The sequence below is a fragment of the Williamsia sp. genome, assembly GCF_016462415.1.
GTDB lineage: Bacteria > Actinomycetota > Actinomycetes > Mycobacteriales > Mycobacteriaceae > Williamsia_A.
In genome coordinates, this window is record NZ_JAEMTF010000001.1 from 44,338 (window position 1) to 64,610 (window position 20,273).

Below are 20,273 nucleotides of genomic sequence, written 5' to 3' on the forward strand. Positions count from 1 at the left end.
AGCGCGCGTTGCGTGCTCTGAGTCCGGATGAGGGCGCAGTGGTGACGGTTGTGGCTCAGCCGCCGAGGATGATCTTCGCGATGGCCGTGGCCGCCGCCGGTTCCGGCGCGGGCATGGGGTTGTCGGTGACGGGGAACGTCACCGCCGCCGTGGCCGCGGGCAGCGGCGCATTGCCGCGGAATCCCAAGGCGGTGATCGATGTCAGCTGCTCCGGGGTGCGGACGAAGTCGAAGAACCGGGTGACCGCCTCGGCCTGCGCCGCGGTGACCTGCTGACCGGTCAGGTCGACGACCGGGTAGTCGGCCAGGGGAGTCGGGCCTTCGGGCAGCAGTTCGATGACGCCGGGGGAGGTGTCGGACCGGGTGGCCGCATACAACGCCTGCTCGGTGATCGGGATGGCGTGGATCGACGCGGTCGCCGGGTTGCCGGAGTTCGCGATGGTGGGCAACGCCCCGGTGGCGACCCCATCGGTGGGTGTCGGTGCGCGTTTGCGCAGATCGGTGAGGGTCGAGGTGACCGTCGCCGTGTCGGCGTCGGCGGCGGTGAGTCCTCCGGTCGTCGTTCGCGACACCTGCGTGGCGATGGCCTCGGCGGCCAACACACTCGCATCGCTCCCGGGCCCGGCGGCGAGGGCCATCTTCAACGACCCCCACCCGCGGAGTCCGAGGTCGTCGAGGCTGTTGTCGCGACGCGCCAACGTGGGGATGTCGAGCCACCCCACCGTCGAACCGGCCGCGCGGGCCAGTTCGGGCGCCACCGCGAGGACGACCGGTGAGGTGACCAACGACTCGGGGTTGCCGTCGACGACCGCCGAACGGGCGGTGAGCAACTGTGCGCTCCACACCGACGACGCAGGCACCCACGCGGCCGGATAGGGGCCCATCGACTCGGTGTCCCAGGTACCGGTCAGCCCGTCGAGGGTGACCTTCGCGTCCTGCGGTGCCACGGTGACCGTGATGCACTGGTCACGCACCACCGGCTTGGTCGCGTTGTAGGCGCCCGCGATGGTGTTCAGCTGCGTGGCGAGGGCGGGATCGGCCAGGACGGTGACCGTGGCCGGTCCCTCGACGCACGCCTTGGCCGCATCGTCACCGTCGGCGGTGATCCGGTTGCCGAGCGAGATCCAGACGACCACCAGCACCGCGACGACCACGATCGCCAGGAAACCGAACACGACGCCGCGGCTGATGCCGCGGCGTCGTGTGTCATCGGTGCGATGTTGGCCCATGACAGGCGAGGATAGTCGGCCCGCTCAGGCGTTCGCGGCCTTGTACTCGCGACGACGACGATGCAGGATCGGCTCGGTGTAGCCGCTCGGCTGCGTCGTGCCGGACACGATCAGCTCCTTGGCCGCCTGGAAGGCGATGTTGGAGTCGAAATCCGGTGCCAGCGGACGGTAGGTGGGGTCCGACGCGTTCTGTCGGTCGACCACCGGCGCCATCCGTTCGAGCGAGGCGACGACATCGGCCTCGGAGACGACACCGTGCCGGATCCAGTTGGCCAGCAACTGGCTCGAGATCCGCAGCGTCGCACGGTCCTCCATCAGCGCGACGTCGTGGATGTCGGGGACCTTCGAACAACCGACACCGGCGTCGATCCACCGGACCACGTAGCCGAGGATCGACTGGCAGTTGTTGTCGAGCTCCTGCTGCTTCTCCTCGTCGGACCAGTCGGTCTTCGGCGCCAGCGGGATCGTCAGGATGTCGTCGACCGACGCCGGATCACGCTTGGCGATCTCGTCCTGCCGCTCGAACACGTCGATCTGGTGGTAGTGCAACGCGTGCAACGTCGCGGCGGTCGGCGAGGGCACCCACGCGGTGTTCGCGCCGGCCTTGGGGTGGCCGATCTTCTGCTCGAGCATGTCCGCCATCAGATCAGGCATGGCCCACATGCCCTTCCCGATCTGGGCGCGATGCTGCAGACCCGCGTGCAGGCCGGTGTCGACGTTGAAGTCCTCGTAGGCCTTGATCCAGGTCTGCGACTTCATCTCTGCCTTGCGCACGACCGCGCCCGCCTCCATGGAGGTGTGGATCTCGTCGCCGGTGCGGTCGAGGAAGCCGGTGTTGATGAACACCACGCGCTCGGACGCCGCGGCGATGCAGGCCTTGAGGTTGACCGTGGTGCGGCGCTCCTCGTCCATGATCCCGACCTTGATGGTGTTCTCGGGCAGCCCGAGAACCTGCTCGACCCGGCCGAACAGTTCCGCGGTGAACGCGACCTCGTCGGGACCGTGCATCTTCGGCTTGACGATGTAGATCGATCCGGTACGCGAGTTCTGCAGGCCGTCCGCGCTCATGCCGTGCACGCCGATCAGCGACGTGAACAGCGCGTCGAGGATGCCCTCGCCGACCTCGTTGCCGTCGGCGTCGAGGACCGCGTCGTTGGTCATGAGGTGCCCGACGTTGCGGACGAACAGCAGCGAGCGACCAGGCAGCGACAGCTCGCCGCCGTCGGGTGCGGTGTAGACGCGGTCGGGGTTGAGCACCCGGGTGAAGGTCTTGCCGCCCTTGGAGACCTCCTCGGACAGGTCGCCGCGGTTGAGGCCGAGCCAGTTGCGGTAGCCGAGCACCTTGTCGTCGGCGTCGACGGCCGCGACGGAGTCCTCGAAGTCCATGATCGTGGTGATCGCCGACTCGACGAGGACATCCTTGATGCCCGCCGCGTCGGTCGACCCGATCGGGGAATCGGCATCGATCTGGACCTCGAGGTGAAGTCCGTTGTGACGCACCAGGACCCCGGTGGGGGCCGCGGCGTCACCGAGGTAACCGGCGAACGCGTTCGGGTCGGCGAGCGAGGTGGTGGTGCCCCCGTCGAGGGTGACGACCAGGGCGGATCCGTCGACGTGCAGCGCGGTCACCGATGTCCAGGATCCGTCCTCCAGGGCCGCGGCGTAGTCGAGGACGTTCTTGGCGTAGGCGATGACCTTGTCGCCGCGGACCTTGTTGTAGGACGAGCCCTTCTCGGCGCCGTCGGCCTCGGAGATGGCGTCGGTGCCGTACAGCGCGTCGTACAGCGAGCCCCACCGTGCGTTCGACGCGTTCAGCGCGAAGCGGGCGTTGAGGACGGGGACGACGAGCTGCGGGCCCGCGGTGCTGGTGATCTCGGTGTCGACGTTCTCGGTCGTGATCTGGAAGTCCTCGGGCACCGGCGCGAGGTAGCCGATCTCGGTGAGGAACTCCTTGTATGCGGCCGGCTCGAAGGTGTTGTCGTGATGCCAGGCATCGATCTTGGCCTGCAGCGACTCCCGGATCTCGAGCAGCTCGCGGTTGCGGGGCGCCAGATCGGTGATCACTGCGGCGGCACCGGTCCAGAAAGCGTCCTGATCCACACCGGTTCCGGGAAGGGCCTCGGAGTTGATGAAGTCGTAGAGAACGGATGCGACCTGCACCCCGTTCACCGTGACGCGCTCGGACATGGTTGCCTCACTTCTCGTCGTCGAACAGCTGAAATTACATTGTCAGGCTACTTGGGAGTAACAAGCCGTCATCGGGGAGGTTGCCGGTCGATCAGACCGGCGCAACTGTCGATCAATCGGCGCCGGATCAGCGCCGCGTGATCGGTCAACACCGTCTGCCTGCGCACGTATTCCGCGCGTCCGGCCGGGGTCTCCACCGCGATGGGGCCGAAGCCGAGTGCCGCGAAGTCGTAGGGACTCGCCCGCATGTCCAGCTCGCGGAGGTCGAACGCGACCTCGAGCGCGTCCGCGACGAGGTCGGAGTCGACGAGCGGACTCAACTTGTACGCCCACTTGTAGAGATCCATGCCCGCGTGCACGCAGCCGGGCTGCTCGGAGTCGACCTGCGTCGCCCGCGTCAGCGGGGTCACGTTGCGTGGTCCGGCCGGCTCGGTGAAGAACCGGAACGCGTCGAAGTGGGTGCAGCGCAGCTCACTCGCCTCGACGGCGGCGTCGGTGGCGGCCGGTGAGAGCCGCAGCGGTGTGCGATGCCGGATGTCGGAGGCCGATGCGCGGTAGACCATCGCCCACTCGTGCATCCCGAAGCAGTTGAGGCGGGGAGCCCGGTCGGCGGTGGCACGCAGCAGGCTGTCGACGAACCCGACGGTCCGGGCGCGGGTCTCGAGATAGGCCGGGTCGACGGTGACGGCGTGACCGTCGGCGGTCGGCACGTAGTGCGGATAGCCGGCGTGCTCGGTCGGGGTGTCGAGGTCGACGCCGTGGCCGGGGTGCCAGCGCATCAGCAGGGCGGGCTTGTGGCTGTAGTAGCGGAACAGGAACCCCCACACCGGGTGCGGTGATCCGTCGGGGGCCTGTGCGGGGTGGTCGGCGAGCAGCCGGGTCACCCGACTGCGGTGCTGGTCGGTCCGGTCGGCGATGTCGGTCGCGTCCAGGCGCACGCGAAGTCCCTGGCCCGCCATCAGATCCGGTGCGTCTCGTCCCGCACGGTGCCGACGAACTCCTCGACGAGGTCCTCGAGTGCGACGATGCCGACCGTGCGCCCGTTGATGTCCACGACGGCGCCCAGGTGGGCGCTGGTCCGTCGCAGTGCCGCGGTGGCCTCGTCGAGCGAGGTGTCGCCGGAGATCACCGGCAGCGGACGGATCTTGTCGACGCCGATGATCGAGTCCTGACCGATGTCGTCGTCGAGGATCTCGTCGAGCACGTCCTTGAGGTGCAGGTAGCCGGTGTAGGCGCCGTCGGAACCGCGGACCGGGAACCGCGAGAAGCCGGTGTCGGAGACCGCTCTCTCGATCGATCCGAGGGTGGGTCCGGAGCGTCCGGTCGCCGGGTCGGCGGTGACCCGCACACTGCGCAGTTCGTCGAGTCCGATCGCCACCTCGACGACGGTCCGGCCGGTGGTCTGCAGTGCGCGGGTGAGGCGGTCGTGCTCCTCGGCGTCGATCAGCCCCTCCTCGCGGGACTCACCGATCATGGCGGCGAGCTCACCCGCCGACACGGTGGCGTCCAGTTCGTCCTTGGGTTCGACCCGCATGACCCGCAGCGACAGGTTCGCGGCGATGTTGTAGAAGGAGATGAGCGGCCGCGCCAGTTTGATGAACGCCAGGTGTGCGGGCACCAGCAGCATCGCCGATTTCTCCGGACCGGCGAGCGCGATGTTCTTGGGCACCATCTCGCCCAACAGGATGTGCAGCACGACGACCAGGGCCAGGGCGATCGCGAACCCGATCGGGTGCAGGAAGCTCTCGGGCACACCGAGGAGGTCCATGGGCTTCTCGATCAGATGCGCCACCGCCGGCTCACCGACGCGACCCAGCAGGATCGAGCAGATGGTGATGCCCAGCTGCGCCCCGGCGAGCATGAGCGAGAGTTGTTGGCCGGCACGGATGACCGTCAGTGCCCGGCGCTTGCCCTCGTCGGCCAGGGCCTCGAGTCGGTCGCGGCGCGCGGAGATGAGGGAGAACTCGGCGCCGACGAAGAAGGCGTTGCCTGCGAGCAGGAGCACGGCGAGCACCACGCCGAGGAGATCGTTCACGACGTGACCTCCTCGGTCGTGGCGGTGTCGTCGGCGCCCTGCTCGTCGTCGGGGATGGGTTCGATGGCGACCATGTCGATGCGGCGTCCGTCCATCCGGACCACCTTCGCGCGCCATCTCGGCACCACGGGCATGGGGTCGTTGCCGCTCTCGTCGTCGTCGGAACCCGCGCGCTCGGGGAGGTCGACGACGTCGCCTTCTGCGGCCAATCGGCCCAGGGTGTGCATGACCAGCCCGCCGAGGGTGTCGTAGTCGCCGTCGGGAGCCTTGTACCCGGTCGCGTCGAGCAGTTCGTCGATGCGCAGCAGGCCGGCGCAGAGGTACCCCTCGCCGTCCTTCTGCACGTCGGCCTGCTCGTCGTCGTGTTCGTCGGTCACGTCGCCGACGATCTCCTCGATGAGGTCCTCGGTCGTGACGATGCCCGCGGTACCGCCGTATTCGTCGATGACCACCGCGACCTGCATGCCATCGGCGCGGATGCGGCTCATCAGCGCGTCGCCGTCGAGGCTCGCGGGAACCACCGGCACCGGGCGGGCGAGGTCTCCGAGGCGCGTGGTGCGGCGCTGCGAGAGCGGGACGGTGAACGCCTGCTTGATGTGGACGAACCCGCGGATGTTGTCGAGGTCACCGTCGACGACCACCGGGAACCGGGAGAACCCGGTCTCCGAGGCGGCGACGATGAGATCGCGGACGTTCGCGTCCTCGTCGACGGCGTCCACGGTCACCCGCGGCGTCATCAGTTCTTCAGCGGTGCGTTCGCCGAAGCGCAGCGAACGGTTCACCAGGATCGCGGTGCCCTGGTCGAGTGACCCCTCGCGCGCCGAGTTGCGCACCAGGGACCCGAGCTCCTGGGGTGAGCGCGCCGAGCGCAGCTCCTCGGCCGGTTCGATGCCCAGGCGTCGGACCAGCCAGTTCGCGGTTCCGTTGAGGCCGTTGATGGCCCAACCGAAGGCGGTCGAGAACACCGTCATCGGCCCGGCCGTGCTGCGCGCGGTCGGTAGCGGACGGGCGATGGCGTAGTTCTTGGGGATGAGCTCGCCCAGGATCATCGACAGCGAGGTCGCGATGACCAGGGCGAGCAGGATCGACACGACCGACGTCACCTGTTCTGACGTGCCGATGGCGTCGAACACGGGGGAGAACAGTTGCGCCAGCACCGGTTCGGCGATGTAGCCGGTGACCAGGGTGGTGATGGTGATGCCCAACTGTGCGCCGGACAGCTGAAACGACAGCGTCTTGTGCGCGTGGCTGACCTGCCGCGAGCGGCGATCGTCGCGCTGCCGTCGGTCGGCCTCGATGGTGGAGCGCTCCAGCGCGGTGAGCGAGAACTCGGCCGCGACGAACAATGCGGTGCCCAGCGTGAGCGCGACGAAGCCCAGCAGACTGCCGATGAGGATGAGTGCCTGCATGCTCAGCGACCCGGCTCAGATGTCGGGGTGATGTGAGTGTGCGTGAGCACGGGTGCCGTGGGCACCAAGGTGTCCTCCATGAGGCGCCGGGGAGCGAGTCCGAGCTGGCGCGGTGTCGAATCGATGACCAAGGCACCCATCGTATCGGGTGACGGGCCTCACCAACCGCTGGGCAGGGGGCGTCCCTCGGCGAAACCGGCTGGTGACTGCACCCCGAGGACCACCTTGTCGTGGAGATCATCGAGCGTGCGGGCGCCCACGTAGGTCGCCGTGCTGCGGACTCCCGAGCAGATGTGGTCGATCAGGTCCTCGACACCGGGGCGGTCGGGGTCGAGCAGGATCCTCGAGCTGGAGATCCCTTCCTCGAACAATCCCTTGCGCGCACGGTCGAAAGCACTGTCGGTGGCCGTCCGCGCGGCGACCGCTCGCTTGGACGCCATGCCGAAGCTCTCCTTGTAGGAGCGACCCGACGGGTCGGTCTTCAGATCGCCCGGTGATTCGAACGTCCCGGCGAACCACGAACCGATCATGACGTTCGACGCCCCGGCGGCGATCGCCAACGCGACGTCGCGGGGATGACGGACCCCACCGTCGGCCCAGACGTGGGCACCGCGCGCCCGCGCGACCGCCGAACACTCGGCCACCGCGGAGAACTGGGGTCGGCCGACCCCGGTCATCATGCGGGTCGTGCACATCGCGCCCGGTCCGACACCGACCTTCACGATCGACGCGCCCGCGTCGATCAGGTCGGTGGTGCCCTGCGCGGAGACGACGTTGCCCGCAGCGATCGGAACGCCCAGGTCGGCCGCGGCCAGGGCGGCGACGGCGGCGAGCATCTTCTCCTGGTGACCGTGCGCGGTGTCGGCGACGAGCAGATCGGCGCCGGCCTCGACCAGCGCCCGCGCCTTGCCGACCACGTCACCGTTGATGCCGACCGCGGCGGCGACTCGGAGCCGACCGTCCCCGTCGACGTTGGGCTGGTAGATCCCGGTGCGCAGCGCGCCGGTGCGGGTCAGGACACCGGCCATCGACCCGTCCGGGTGGGTGAGTACGGCGACCCCGAGGTGCTGGTCGGTGAGGGCGTCGAACACCGCACGCGGCGCCGAGTCGACGGGCATGGACACGAAATTCGGGTCCAGAACCTCCGACAGACGCGCGAACCGGTCGACGTCGGTGCACATGGCCTCGGTGACGATGCCCTGCGGCGCCCCGGTGTCGGGGTGCACGACGACCGCGGCCCGGTGCGCTCGCTTGGGGAGCAGCGCCAGGGCGTCGGACACCGAGTCGCCGGCGGCCAGGACGACCGGGGTGTCGGCGACCAGGCCGCGACTCTTCACGAACGCGATGGAATCGGCGGCGGCATCGGCCGGGAGGTCCTGGGGGAGGACGACGACACCACCGCGGCGGGCGACCGTCTCGGCCATCCGCTTGCCCGCCACCGCGGTCATGTTCGCCACCACGATGGGGATCGTGGTGCCCGAACCGTCCCGCGAGGACAGGTCGACGTCGAACCGCGACGCCACGTCACTGCGGCCGGGTACGACGAACACGTCGTCGTAGGTCAGATCGTTGGTCGGGGTGTGGCCCTCGACAAAACGCATTGCTTCGCCCTCCGGCTCAGGCCTCGACCTCGGTACGGCCTTCGCTCCACAGGGTGTGGAACGTGCCCTCCTTGTCGATGCGCTGGTAGGTGTGTGCACCGAAGTAGTCGCGCAGTCCCTGGGTCAGCGCGGCGGGCAGGCGATCGGCCCGCAGCGCGTCGTAGTACGACAGCGACGACGCGAACGCCGGGACCGGGATGCCCATCTGGGTGGCGGTCACCACCACGCGACGCCAGCTGTCGACGGCCTTCTCGACGGCGTCGCGGAAATACGGGGCCAGCAAGAGGCTGGGCAGATCGGCGTTCTCGTCGTAGGCCTCGACGATGCGGTTGAGGAACTGGGCCCGGATGATGCAGCCGCCCCGCCAGATGGTGGCCATCGCGCCGGGGTGCAGGTTCCAGTCGTATTCCTTGCTGCCCGCGGCGATCTGGTCGAAGCCCTGCGCGTAGGCGACGACCTTCGACGCGTAGAGCGCCGAGCGGATGTCGTCGATGAACTGGTCGGTGTCGGTCGGGGCGCTGCCCAGCTGCCCCGATTCGAGTCCGTTGGCGGCCTTGCGCTGGTCGAGTGCGCTCGACAGGGCGCGGGAGAACACGGCCTCGCCGATGCCGGTGGTCGGGACGCCGAGGTCGAGCGCCGACTTCACCGTCCAACGGCCGGTGCCCTTCTGGCCGGCGGCGTCGACGATGACGTCGACGAGCGGCTTGCCGGTCTCTGCGTCGGTCTGCGACAGGACCTCGGCGGTGATCTCGATCAGGTAGCTCTCCAGGTCGCTGGAGTTCCAGTCGCGGAAGACGTCGGCGATCTTGTCGACCGGGAGGTCGAGCGCCTTGCGCAGCAGGTCATAGGCCTCGCCGATGAGCTGCATGTCGGCGTACTCGATGCCGTTGTGCACCATCTTCACGAAGTGTCCGGAGCCGTCGGGACCGATGTGGGTGCAGCAGGGGGTGCCGTCGACGTGCGCGGAGATCGACTCGAGCAGCGGCCCGAGCGACTCGTAGGCCTCCTTCGGTCCGCCGGGCATGATCGACGGGCCCTCCAGCGCGCCGACCTCGCCGCCGGAGATGCCGGCGCCGACGAAGTTCAGTCCGCGGTCGCTCATCTCCTTCTCGCGCCGGATGGTGTCGGTGTAGAGCGAGTTGCCGCCGTCGATGATGACGTCGCCCTCCTCCATGGCGTCGGCGAGCTCGCTGATCACGGCATCGGTGGCGTCGCCCGCCTTCACCATGATCAGCACGCGACGGGGCTTCTCCAGCGCGGCGATGAATTCCTCGATCGTCTCGGTCCGGACGAAGTCGCCCTCGGAACCGTGCTTGTCGATCAGGGCGTCGGTCTTGGCGATGCTGCGGTTGTGCAGCGCGACCGTGTGCCCGTGCCGGGCGAAGTTGCGCGCGATGTTGGAGCCCATGACGGCCAGACCGGTGACGCCGATCTGTGCGCGAGCAGTGCTGGTGGAATCGGCGCCTGAGTCAGTCTGTGTCATGTGCCCCAGCCTATTGCCTTCGCGTGAGTGCCATGCGGCGGACTCCGCGTCGGTGGATGTCACCCGGCGGTGACGAGCCTGCTCAGCTCGGTGAGCCACGGGATCGCGACGGCCAGCGTCGGCAACACCAGGATCCCTGCGGCCGCGACATATGCGACCAATCCGGCCAGGCGCGCCGGCCGGTCGTGACTGAGCCGCTGCACGCGGGTCAGGGTCGTCGGACCGCCGACCGCGAGCGCACCGCGGGGAGCGACGGAGTCGGCGCAGGCGACGAGCGCCCGACCGAGCGGGGTCGGCCCGGTGGCGCGGACGGCGTGATCGTCGGCGAGGACCTCGACCAACAGCTGCACCGCGCCCAGAGCGGAACGGCTGCGGATGAACCGGGGGAACGCGGCGTGCACCGCGATGAACGCCTCCAGGATTAGGTCGTGGCGTGCCCGCAGGTGTGCCCGCTCATGGGTGATGACCGCCTCGAGCTCATCGCGGCTCAACCGGGAGATGACGCCCTCGCTGAGCACGACACGCTGGCGCAACCCGGGCAGGCAGTAGGCGATGGGTTGTTCCACCTCGAGCATGCGGACGTCGCGGGCGAGGAACCGGTGGTCGGACCGGCTGCGGTCGACCCGGTCGAGCAGGTCGATGAGCTGGCGGTGCGCCGAACGACGCGCGCGCGTGCGGACGCCGACACGCACGGTGGTGTACATCAACCGCGCGCCGATCATCAGGGTGAGCGCGAAGACACCGACGTAGATCAGCCACAACACGACGCCCAGGGACTTGATCTCGTCGAACGGGTTGGTGGTCGGGCGGCCGTCCGGGCCGGGGACCAGGAGGTTTGCCGCGATCGCGAGCCCGCAACTGAACGCCGAGAGGACGGCGGCGAGAGCGATCGACTGCCACAGCGCCATCGCGGCGCGCGGCGCGTGCAACGGCCATCGCGCTCGTGAGAGCCACTCCGCCACGGGACCTGTCAGTGCCAGGGCGAAGATCCCGAATACGAGGGCGGTCATCGACGATTCCTACGGCTGTTGGTGCGTGTCCGACGGACCGGGCACGGTGGCCGATCAGCCGATTCTACCTGTGTGGCGACGGTGCCCACGAGTGATCAGGGGACCCGTTCAGCGGTTCCGCGACTCGGACTGCGCGGCCTCGAGTTCGTCGAGGGCGCGGCGCAGGGCGTCGGCCTCGTCGGCGCCGACGCGGCCCACGAAGGACACCAGCGCGGCGTGGCGTGAGGTGGACTCGTCGGCCTCGCTCAGCGCGTCGACCATCAGGCTCGCGACGAGGTGCTCGCGCGGGTGGGTCGGGGAGTACTGGTGTGCCCGATCGTCACGGATCTGGGTGACCAGGTCTTTCTTCGCGAGACGCTGCAGGACGGTCATCACCGTGGTGTAGGCCAGCTCGCGGTCACGGGACAACGCCGCGTGGACCTGACGCACCGTTTGCGGTGTGTCGCTGGACCACAGGTTGTCCATGACCGCACGTTCCAGATCGCCCAAGCCGCTCATCCTCCCGAGTTTACCGATGAAGTCCGTTTCCGGAGCCACCGCAGGGGTGGGTGGTCCGTTCGGCGTCCCCCACAACGTCCCGGACGGGCCGTTGTTGACACGTGAATAAGGGTAGCCTATCTTTAGGACAACGTCGGACCGAGTGAGTGTCCTGAGGGCTGCAGAGACCCCCGGTCCACGCCACGGCAGGCCCCACGCCCCCAGGGTGTGGGGCCTGCCGGTTTTCCGGGGCAGGTCGTCGTTGTCGGGTGACATAGGGTCGCAGGCACACCGACCGTGAAGGAGCCCCCGTGGCAGACGAACCGTTGTCCATCGGCACCGAGCCCTCGGGCCTCGACGCGACACTGGGTTTCGAATACCAGACGATGAGTGGCGACGGATCGATCGCCACCTTCGACGCGGGTTCGGTGCACCATCAGCCCTACGGGATCGTCCACGGCGGCACCTATTGCGCGCTCGTCGAGTCGTTGGCCAGCGTGTCGGCTGCGATGTGGTTGCAGGAGAAGGGCCTTCCTCCCACGGTGGTCGGGGTCAACAACTCCACCGATTTCCTGAAGTCGGTGCGCTCGGGGGTCGTGACCGGTCGCGCCGTCCCGATCCATCGCGGTCGGTCGTCACAGCTGTGGCAGGTCGACGTGACCGACGCCGACGGCCGGCTGCTGGCGCAGGGACGCGTCCGGCTGCAGAACCTCGACGCACGTCCGTCCTGACCAGCCGATGACCGACGGTACGAACACCGCCGGCCTGCGCGCCCGCGCCCAGGCCCGCATGGATGACCTGTTGCGCGAGGTCGACGCCGAACTCGCCGCCGGATACCCGGATGCGCGGGCCGAGACCCAGCCTGTGCACACCGTCTATGTCTCCGCCGATTCGGTGAGCACCGCGACCGTCGCCGAATGGGGTTCGCGCGCACTGGACCTGGCCGAGTCGGTGCGACCGACGCTGGTCGAGCTGTCGTCGGAGCACGCCGTCGAGACCATGCTCGACCGTCTGCGGACCGCCCCGATCGAGGATCTGCGGATCGACCTCGAGGACGGATACGGCTGGCGCGACGACGCCGTCGAGGACCGCCACGCGCGGGCGGCGGGCGCCGTGTTGGCGCAGTGGAGCACGACGGGGTCGGGCCCGCGGCTGACCGCCGGCGTTCGCTGCAAGGGACTCGGACCCCACGAGCGCACTCGCGGGCTGCGCTCGATGGAGGCGGTTCTCGACGGTGCGGGCGGAGTGCCTGACGGGTTCGTCTTCACGGTCCCGAAGTTGCGCGCCGTGGCCCAGGTCGACGCGGTCATCGCTCTGTGCGAGGAGATCGAACGAGCACACGGACTCGCGCCCGAGACGGTGCGTTTCGAGTTGCAGATCGAGAGCCCGCAGGCGGTGGTCGGTGCCTCGGGTGCCGCGACCGTGGCGCAAGCCATCCATCGGTCGGGTCCACGTCTGAGCGGATTGCATTACGGCACCTACGATTACAGCGCGGCCTGCGGGATCGTCTCGGCGTATCAGTCACTCGAGCACCCGGTCGCCGACCACGCCAAGGCGGTCATGCTCGCGTCCGCCGCGCAGACCGGCGTCTGGGTGTGCGACGGTTCCACGCAGATCGTCCCGACCGGTGACGTCGCGCAGGTCGACGCCGCCGTGCGACGGCACCACCGACTCGTCCGCCGTTCGTTGGAGCGCGGTTTCTACCAGGGGTGGGACATGCACCCCGGGCACCTGGTCACGCGGTGGCTGGCGGTGCAGACGTTCTTCGCCGACGCCATGCCCGCCGCGACCGTGCGTCTGCAGCGCTACCTCGAGAGTGCCGTCGACGACGGTACCGGCGACGCGACGGACGGCGGTGTGCTGGACGAACCGGCGACCGCGCGCGCACTGGCCGGGGTGCTGGTCCGCGGGTGGGGTGTGAACGCGTTCGATCCCGCGCACGTCGCGGCCATCGGACCGCTGTGTACACCCGAACGGGTCGTCCCGCTCGTCGGCGGCTGAGCTCTCGCACACCGCGCCGACCGGCGTGCTGCGTGGCACTATGAGATCGCCCATTCGACGGGTGCAGAACGGAGGGAGGCGTCATGCGACTGTCCCTGCACGAACAGGAACGGCTGATGATCTCGTATGCGGCCGAGCTCGCCCGGCGGCGTCAGGGGCGAGGTCTGCTGCTCAATCATCCTGAGGCCGTTGCCCTCATCGCCGATCACGTGCTCGAGGGCGCCCGCGACGGACGGTCGGTGGCCGAGTTGATGTCGACCGGTCGTGAGGTTCTCAGCCGCGCCGAGGTCATGTCCGGTGTGCCGGAGATGCTGCACGACGTCCAGGTCGAGGCGACCTTCCCCGACGGCACCAAACTGGTCACCGTCCACGACCCGATCTCATGACCGCCGACGACGCCGATGCGGCGACCGCTGTGGTGATCCCCGGCGAGATCCTGTGTGCCGACGGTGAGATCGAGATCAACGCCGGCGCCGACGTCACCACCGTGTCCGTGGTGAACCGCGGGGATCGCCCGGTCCAGGTGGGCAGTCATTACCACTTCCCGCAGGCCAACGCCGCGCTCGATTTCCCGCGCGCCGAGGCGCACGGTCGACGTCTGAACATCCCGGCCGGTACCGCGGTGCGCTTCGAGCCGGGCATCGAGATGCAGGTCGAGCTCGTCCCCATCGGCGGAGCCAGGGTGGTCCCCGGACTGTCGCTCGACCCCCCGGGAAAGTTGGACTGACATGGCCTCTCTCAGCAGAGCGCGATACGCGGAACTGTTCGGCCCCACCGTCGGCGACCGGATCCGGTTGGCCGACACCGACCTGGTGATCGAGGTGACCGAGGACCGGTGCGGCGGGCCGGGTCTGGCCGGCGAGGAAGCGGTGTTCGGCGGCGGCAAGGTCATCCGGGAGTCGATGGGCCAGTCGAGGGCGACCCGCGCCGAGGGCAGTCCCGACACCGTCATCACCGGGGTGGTGGTCCTGGACCACTGGGGGATCATCAAGGCCGATCTGGGGATCCGCGACGGTCGGATCGTCGCACTGGGCAAGGCGGGTAACCCCGACACGATGGACGGGGTCCACCCACAGCTCGTGATCGGCCCGTCCACCGAGGTGATCGCGGGCAACGGCAAGATCGTCACGGCCGGCGGCATCGACTGTCACGTCCACTTCATCGCGCCGCAGATCATGGAAGAGGCGCTGGGCAACGGCATCACCACCATGATCGGCGGCGGCACCGGGCCGGCCGAGGGCAGCAAGGCGACCACCGTGACGCCGGGCGCCTGGCATCTGGCGTCGATGATGGCCGCCACCGATCACTGGCCGATGAACATCGTGCTGCTCGGCAAGGGCAACACGGTCGGTGTCGAGTCGATGCGCGAGCAGATCCTCGCCGGTGCATCCGGGTTCAAGGTGCACGAGGACTGGGGGAGCACGCCCGCGGCGATCGATGCCTCCCTGCGGGTGGCCGACGAGTTCGGGGTGCAGGTGGCCCTGCACTCCGACACCCTCAACGAGGCCGGATTCGTCGAGCAGACCATCGGCGCCATCGCCGGGCGCGGCATCCACGCCTACCACACCGAGGGTGCGGGCGGCGGGCACGCGCCCGACATCATCACCGTCGCAAGCCTTCCCAACATCCTGCCCAGTTCGACCAATCCCACCCGGCCGCACACCGTCAACACCCTCGACGAGCACCTCGACATGCTGATGGTGTGTCACCACCTCAATCCCAGTGTCCCCGAGGACCTGGCGTTCGCCGAGAGTCGTATCCGGCCCTCGACGATCGCCGCCGAGGACCTGCTGCACGATCTGGGTGCGATCTCGATGATCGGCTCCGACGCGCAGGCGATGGGGCGTGTCGGCGAGGTGGTCCTGCGCACCTGGCAGACCGCGCATGTGATGAAGGGGCGGCGCGGGTCGCTCGCGGGCGACACCACCGCCGACAACAACCGCGCCCGCCGCTACATCGCGAAGTACACGATCTGTCCGGCCATCGCGCACGGACTCGACGACGAGATCGGTTCGATCGAGGTGGGCAAGCTCGCCGACCTCGTGCTGTGGGAGCCGGCGTTCTTCGGTGTCCGTGCGCACGTGGTCGTCAAGGGCGGCGCCATCGCGTGGGCGGCGATGGGTGACGCGAACGCGTCCATCCCCACGCCGCAACCGGTGTTGCCGCGCCCCATGTTCGGCGCCGCCCCGCCGGTGGCCGCCGACACCTCACTGACGTTCGTCGCGCAGCAGGCCCTCGACAACGGCCTCGCCGACCGGGTCGGGATCCGACGACGACTCGCGCCGGTCAAGAACGTCCGGGCCGTGGGCAAGAAGGACATGCCGCTCAACGACGCCCAACCCGAGATCGTGGTGGACCCGGACACCTTCACCGTCCGGATCGACGGCGAGGTGTGGGCCGAGCAGCCCGCCACCTCACTGCCGATGGCCCAGCGATACTTCCTGTTCTGAGATGTGCCCGTCCACAACAGATGTCGTCTCCGGCGACCACGCCCTGGCGATGATGCTCACCCTGGCCGATTCCCGGCTGCCGGTCGGTGGCCACGTCCACTCCGGTGGCGTCGAGCAGGCCATCGCCGACCGGGTGGTCGTCGACGCGGCCGGATTGCGTCGCTACCTCGAGCGGCGGATCGCCACCGGTGCTCTCGTGGCCGCGTCGATCGCCGCCGCGGTCGCCGACGGCCGACTGTCCGATGCGGTCGCGCAGCGCGAGACCGACGCCCGCACACCCTCGTCGGCGGCGCGCGCGGCGTCGCTGAGCCAGGGCCGGGGCATGGTCCGGCTGGCACGACGCCGCTGGCCGGATCACGACTTCTCCGACCACATCCCGCGATCGCACCTGCCCGTCATCGCGGGCCGGGTCGGGCGACTGTGCGGCGTCTCCGGGCGGCGCACCGCGCTCGTGCAGGTCTACACCGCCATGACCGGTGCGGCGACCGCCGGGCAGCGGCTGCTCGCCCTTGATCCGGCCGACGTCGCGATCATCACGATGGACCTCGCACCCCTGTGTGAGGACATCGCCGAGGAGGCCGCGTCCGACCTGGCCGACCTCTCCGACCCCCTGTTCGACGTACTCGCCGAACGCCACGAGCGACGCGGCATGCCGCTGTTCGCATCCTGATCGACTATCCGAAAGACGGTGACATGCCCCCGCATCTGATCGACGGCGAACCCCACTCGCACACCCACGACCGGCCACGCCGTGTCCGCCAACCCGGTGAGGCACTGCGCATCGGTATCGGCGGGCCCGTGGGGTCCGGCAAGACGGCCCTCGTCGCCGCGCTGTGTCGTCAACTGCGCGAGGAACTCTCGGTCGCGGTGCTGACCAACGACATCTACACGACCGAGGATGCCGACTTCCTACGGCGCAACGCCGTCCTCCCCGACGAGCGGATCACCGCCGTACAGACCGGTGGGTGTCCGCACACCGCGATCCGCGACGACATCACCGCGAACCTCGACGCCATCGACGACCTGGTCGCCGCCAACCCGCCGCTGGATCTGATCCTCGTGGAATCCGGCGGCGACAACCTCACCGCGACGTTCTCGACCGGCCTGATCGACGTCCAGATCTTCGTCATCGACGTGGCCGGCGGCGACAAGGTCCCGCGCAAGGGCGGACCGGGCGTGACGTTCTCGGATCTGTTGGTGATCAACAAGACCGATCTCGCCCCGCTGGTCGGAGCCGACCTGACCGTGATGGCGACCGACGCCGCACGGGTCCGCGAGGGTCGGCCCACGGCGTTGATCTCGCTCACCGACGACCCCGCCGCGAGCGAGGTGCTGTCCTGGGTGCGTTCGGAGCTGGGCGCAGGGGTCAGCGCGCAGGCCTGAGGGGATGCGCACCGATGTGCACATCGTCGCCCGGGCGGGGCGATCGCCTCGGATCCGGGCGAGTGGCGGACTCGCCGTGCGCCAGACCGGACCCGATGCGCTGCACCTGATCTCCACGGCCGCGACACCGCTCGGTGGCGACCACGTCGACATCACCGTCGAGGTCGAGGAGGGCGCGCGCCTGCGGCTGAGCACGGTCGCCGCGACGATCGCGCTGCCGTCACGAACCGAGCGGACATCGACCATGGACTGGACCGTCCTGGTCGGTCCCGGGGCGGACCTCGCGATCACCCCGATGCCGACGATCGTCGCCGCCGACGCCGACCTTGTGACCTCGACGACGGTCCACGCCGATCCGACATCGACGGTGCTGATCGACGAACGGGTGCAACTCGGTCGCCATGACGAGGACGGTGGCCGGTGGACGGGTCGGTTGTACGTCGACCTGGCCACCGAACCCGCCCTGCGGCACCGGCTCGTACTCGACTCCGCCGACACCCCGGGGGCCGTCGACCAGCGTGCGCTTCTCAGCGCCTTCCGCTACCCCGACCCGGTTCCGGCCGCGGTGTCGGCACGCACGGTCGCGGCCCGACTGCGGCTCGCATGCGGCGGATCGCTGACCACGGTGGTGGGCCGGTCACTGACCGAGACCGACGAGGCGCTCGCCGGTCTCGGTTGACGGGGGTGGATCAACCAGCGTCGGCGCTCTGCTTCGACTTGGTGTCGTTGTCCTCGGCGGCCTTCGTGTCCGTGGTGCCCTGCGCGGCGGCGGTCGTCTCACCGGACGGGGTGGACGTGGCCGCGGGAGGTGTCGGGTTGGTAGCCGCCGGGATACCCGATGTCTCGCCGGCCTTGTTCTCCGACTCGAGGTGGTGCAGATGATCCATGGCGGTCCGTGCGTACACCTGCTGCTCGGTGACCGTAAGCTGCGAGCGGCTCCGGGTGGTGAACGACACCGTCCAGTCGATGATCGTGCTGAGGCGACTGCGGAACCCGACGATGTAGACCAGGTGCAGTGCCAGCCACCCGAGCCATGCGAAGAAGCCCTCGGTCTCGAAACGCTTGGATGTGAACGGGATCGGAACGCTCATCACGGCGCTGAAACGTGAGACCGTCGCCATCGAGCCCTTGTCGTGGTACTTGAACGGACTGCGTTCCTCGGGCTTCTGACCCGACAGGCTCGCCTTGATCGCATCCGCCGCGTAGCGACCGCCCTGGATGGCGCCCTGCGCCATACCGGGGACGTCGTCGATCGACATCATGTCGCCGACGACGAACACGTTCGGGTGGCCCGGGATGGACAGGTCCGGCTGCACCTTCACCCGACCGGCACGGTCGAGTTCGACGCCGCTCTGCTCGGCGAGCTGCTTGCCCAGCGGGCTGGCGGCCACACCGGCCGACCACACCTTGCACTGCGACTCGATGCGACGGGTCGTCCCGTCCTTGTCCTTGACGGTCAGACCGTTGTAGTCGAGGTCGACGACCATCGCGTTCAGCTGGATCTCGACGCCCATCCCCTCGAGGCGTTTGGCGGCCTTGGTGCCGAGCTTCTCGCCCATCGGCGGCAGCACGGCGGGCGCGGCGTCGAGCAGGATCACGCGTGCGCTCGTCGGGTCGATGTTGCGGAAGGTGTCCTTGAGCGTCTTGTCGGACATCTCGGCGATCTGCCCGGCCAGCTCGACACCGGTGGGACCGGCCCCGACCACGACGAAGGTGAGCAGCCGCGCGCGCTCATCGGGGTCCTCGGACAGCTCGGCCTGCTCGAACGCGCCGAGGATGCGGCCGCGCAACTCGAGTGCGTCGTCGATCGTCTTCATGCCGGGCGCGAACTCCGCGAACTGGTCGTTGCCGAAGTACGACTGGGCGGCACCCGCGGCGATGATCAGGCTGTCGAACGGTGTCTCGGTGATGCGGGTCAGCAGTCGCGAGCGGACGACCTTGCTCTCGAGGTCGATCGACTCGACGTCGCCGAGGAGGACCTGTGCGTTGTCCTGGTTCCGCAGGATCACCCGGGTGGCCGGGGCGATCTCGCCCTCCGACACGATCCCCGTCGCGACCTGGTAGAGCATGGGCTGGAAAAGATGATGGGTGGTGCGCGCGATCAAGGTCACATCGACGTCGGCCTTCTTCAGCCGTTGGGTGCCGAACAACCCGCCGAATCCCGATCCGATGACCACCACGCGATGGGGGTGCTGTCCATCAAGCCGATTCAGGCCCATGGGCTTCTCCTGTCTGTGGTCGTGGAGTGCGTCTGCAGGCCGGTCTCAGGTCGAGTTCACGCCCGCTCGGCCTCAACGGTAGTCAATCGAGTCGATTCGCACGCGCCCACGGTGGACACCACGTCGTCGGCCCCCGGGGGCCGGTACGGACGCATCCGTCACCACGTCAGCCCGTGGCCTGCGATCGACGTCGGCGGTAGGCGGCCACGTTGGCTCGGTTACCGCAGTTGCGATGGGAGCAGAACCGACGAGATCGGTTGCGCGACATGTCGATCAGCACCGAATCGCAGTCCGGCGCCGCGCACAGTGTGAGCCGATCGAATTCGTCGGCGCGGATCAGGTCGATCAGGGCCATCGCGGTCTCGGCGCCGATGCGGTCGGCGAGCGGATCGGCGGAATCGGTGACGTGGATGTGCCAGTCGCTCGAGTCGTGGCGGGTCAGGAACGGCACGGCGCCGCATTCACGCAGGATCGCGTTGACCTCCGATGCCGCGTCGTTGCGCCCGATCTGCCAGAAATGCGCGAGTCGGTCCCGCATCGCCCGGACCGACCCCAGTTCCTCGTCGGTGCCGTCACGGCGGCCGGTGTAGCCGTGTTCATCGAGGAAGGCGGTGAGGTCGGCGGGGTCGGCGAGGGTGTCCTGCGCATTGCGACCGGAGTTGACCAGCGCGACGACCGCGACCAACGCCGGTTCTGTGTCATGAGTGAAACGCACCTTGACTCCTGACTCACGATGACGTCTGCTGTAAGCAGTCTAAGTCACTGACACCTCTTACATCCGATATCGAAC

The 20,273-nt window shown here is 68.9% G+C and carries 19 protein-coding genes; 8 read left to right on the forward strand and 11 right to left on the reverse strand.

Annotated elements, in window-relative coordinates:
* Window positions 1-55: 55 nt before the first annotated feature.
* The 9 genes from JHC79_RS00225 to JHC79_RS00265 form a co-directional block, all read right to left on the reverse strand.
* On the reverse strand, window positions 56-1,228 hold the full coding sequence (locus JHC79_RS00225) for a substrate-binding domain-containing protein (RefSeq protein ID WP_296387861.1): 1,173 nt from the start codon (window positions 1,226-1,228) through the stop codon (window positions 56-58).
* Window positions 1,229-1,252: 24 nt separating this feature from the next.
* Entirely contained in the window at window positions 1,253-3,415 is a 2,163-nt protein-coding gene (locus tag JHC79_RS00230) for a malate synthase G (protein ID WP_296387862.1), read from the reverse strand.
* Window positions 3,416-3,483: 68 nt separating this feature from the next.
* A complete protein-coding gene (locus JHC79_RS00235) occupies window positions 3,484-4,299 on the reverse strand; it encodes a 3-methyladenine DNA glycosylase (RefSeq protein ID WP_296387942.1) in 816 nt (271 codons plus the stop codon).
* A 74-nt stretch (window positions 4,300-4,373) separates the two neighbouring features.
* The gene (locus tag JHC79_RS00240; protein WP_296387863.1) at window positions 4,374-5,450 is read right to left on the reverse strand and encodes a hemolysin family protein; all 1,077 of its coding nucleotides are present in this window, start codon (window positions 5,448-5,450) and stop codon (window positions 4,374-4,376) included.
* The gene (locus tag JHC79_RS00245; RefSeq protein ID WP_296387864.1) at window positions 5,447-6,859 is read right to left on the reverse strand and encodes a hemolysin family protein; all 1,413 of its coding nucleotides are present in this window, start codon (window positions 6,857-6,859) and stop codon (window positions 5,447-5,449) included. Before JHC79_RS00245 ends, JHC79_RS00240 begins: the two co-directional genes overlap by 4 nt.
* 158 nt (window positions 6,860-7,017) lie before the next feature.
* A complete protein-coding gene (locus JHC79_RS00250) occupies window positions 7,018-8,460 on the reverse strand; it encodes a GuaB1 family IMP dehydrogenase-related protein (protein WP_296387865.1) in 1,443 nt (480 codons plus the stop codon).
* Window positions 8,461-8,476: 16 nt separating this feature from the next.
* The gene (gndA, locus tag JHC79_RS00255) at window positions 8,477-9,943 is read right to left on the reverse strand and encodes an NADP-dependent phosphogluconate dehydrogenase (protein ID WP_296387866.1); all 1,467 of its coding nucleotides are present in this window, start codon (window positions 9,941-9,943) and stop codon (window positions 8,477-8,479) included.
* Between the two features lie 59 nt (window positions 9,944-10,002).
* Complete coding sequence (locus JHC79_RS00260; protein ID WP_296387867.1) at window positions 10,003-10,953, reverse strand: M56 family metallopeptidase; 951 nt, start codon at window positions 10,951-10,953, stop codon at window positions 10,003-10,005.
* Window positions 10,954-11,061: 108 nt separating this feature from the next.
* Window positions 11,062-11,451, reverse strand: a complete 390-nt coding sequence (locus tag JHC79_RS00265) for a BlaI/MecI/CopY family transcriptional regulator (RefSeq protein WP_253662904.1) — start codon at window positions 11,449-11,451, stop codon at window positions 11,062-11,064.
* Window positions 11,452-11,741: 290 nt separating this feature from the next.
* Between JHC79_RS00265 and JHC79_RS00270 the strand changes: the two genes are divergently transcribed.
* From JHC79_RS00270 to JHC79_RS00305, 8 genes are all read left to right on the forward strand, one after another.
* Window positions 11,742-12,161: a PaaI family thioesterase gene (locus tag JHC79_RS00270; protein WP_296387868.1), complete on the forward strand. Its 420-nt coding sequence runs from the start codon at window positions 11,742-11,744 to the stop codon at window positions 12,159-12,161.
* A gap of 7 nt (window positions 12,162-12,168) precedes the next feature.
* Window positions 12,169-13,431 carry an aldolase/citrate lyase family protein gene (locus tag JHC79_RS00275; protein WP_296387869.1) on the forward strand — a complete coding sequence of 421 codons (1,263 nt, stop codon included), beginning with the start codon at window positions 12,169-12,171 and terminating at the stop codon, window positions 13,429-13,431.
* An 83-nt stretch (window positions 13,432-13,514) separates the two neighbouring features.
* On the forward strand, window positions 13,515-13,817 hold the full coding sequence (locus JHC79_RS00280) for an urease subunit gamma (RefSeq protein WP_296387870.1): 303 nt from the start codon (window positions 13,515-13,517) through the stop codon (window positions 13,815-13,817).
* Window positions 13,814-14,158, forward strand: a complete 345-nt coding sequence (locus tag JHC79_RS00285; RefSeq protein WP_296387871.1) for an urease subunit beta — start codon at window positions 13,814-13,816, stop codon at window positions 14,156-14,158. The genes JHC79_RS00280 and JHC79_RS00285 overlap by 4 nt, the downstream gene beginning before the upstream one ends.
* Window position 14,159: 1 nt before the next feature.
* The gene (locus JHC79_RS00290; protein ID WP_296387872.1) at window positions 14,160-15,881 is read left to right on the forward strand and encodes an urease subunit alpha; all 1,722 of its coding nucleotides are present in this window, start codon (window positions 14,160-14,162) and stop codon (window positions 15,879-15,881) included.
* A 1-nt stretch (window position 15,882) separates the two neighbouring features.
* Entirely contained in the window at window positions 15,883-16,551 is a 669-nt protein-coding gene (locus JHC79_RS00295; RefSeq protein WP_296387873.1) for an urease accessory UreF family protein, read from the forward strand.
* A gap of 23 nt (window positions 16,552-16,574) precedes the next feature.
* The gene (gene ureG / locus JHC79_RS00300) at window positions 16,575-17,264 is read left to right on the forward strand and encodes an urease accessory protein UreG (RefSeq protein ID WP_296387874.1); all 690 of its coding nucleotides are present in this window, start codon (window positions 16,575-16,577) and stop codon (window positions 17,262-17,264) included.
* 76 nt (window positions 17,265-17,340) lie between these two features.
* The gene (locus tag JHC79_RS00305; RefSeq protein WP_296387875.1) at window positions 17,341-17,943 is read left to right on the forward strand and encodes an urease accessory protein UreD; all 603 of its coding nucleotides are present in this window, start codon (window positions 17,341-17,343) and stop codon (window positions 17,941-17,943) included.
* A gap of 10 nt (window positions 17,944-17,953) precedes the next feature.
* Here the strand turns inward: JHC79_RS00305 and JHC79_RS00310 are convergent, their stop codons facing one another.
* Together JHC79_RS00310 and JHC79_RS00315 are read right to left on the reverse strand one after the other, a co-directional pair.
* Window positions 17,954-19,483, reverse strand: coding sequence for an NAD(P)/FAD-dependent oxidoreductase (locus tag JHC79_RS00310; RefSeq protein ID WP_296387876.1), 1,530 nt, complete (start codon window positions 19,481-19,483; stop codon window positions 17,954-17,956).
* A gap of 166 nt (window positions 19,484-19,649) precedes the next feature.
* Window positions 19,650-20,198: a CGNR zinc finger domain-containing protein gene (locus tag JHC79_RS00315; RefSeq protein ID WP_296387877.1), complete on the reverse strand. Its 549-nt coding sequence runs from the start codon at window positions 20,196-20,198 to the stop codon at window positions 19,650-19,652.
* Window positions 20,199-20,273: the final 75 nt, after the last annotated feature.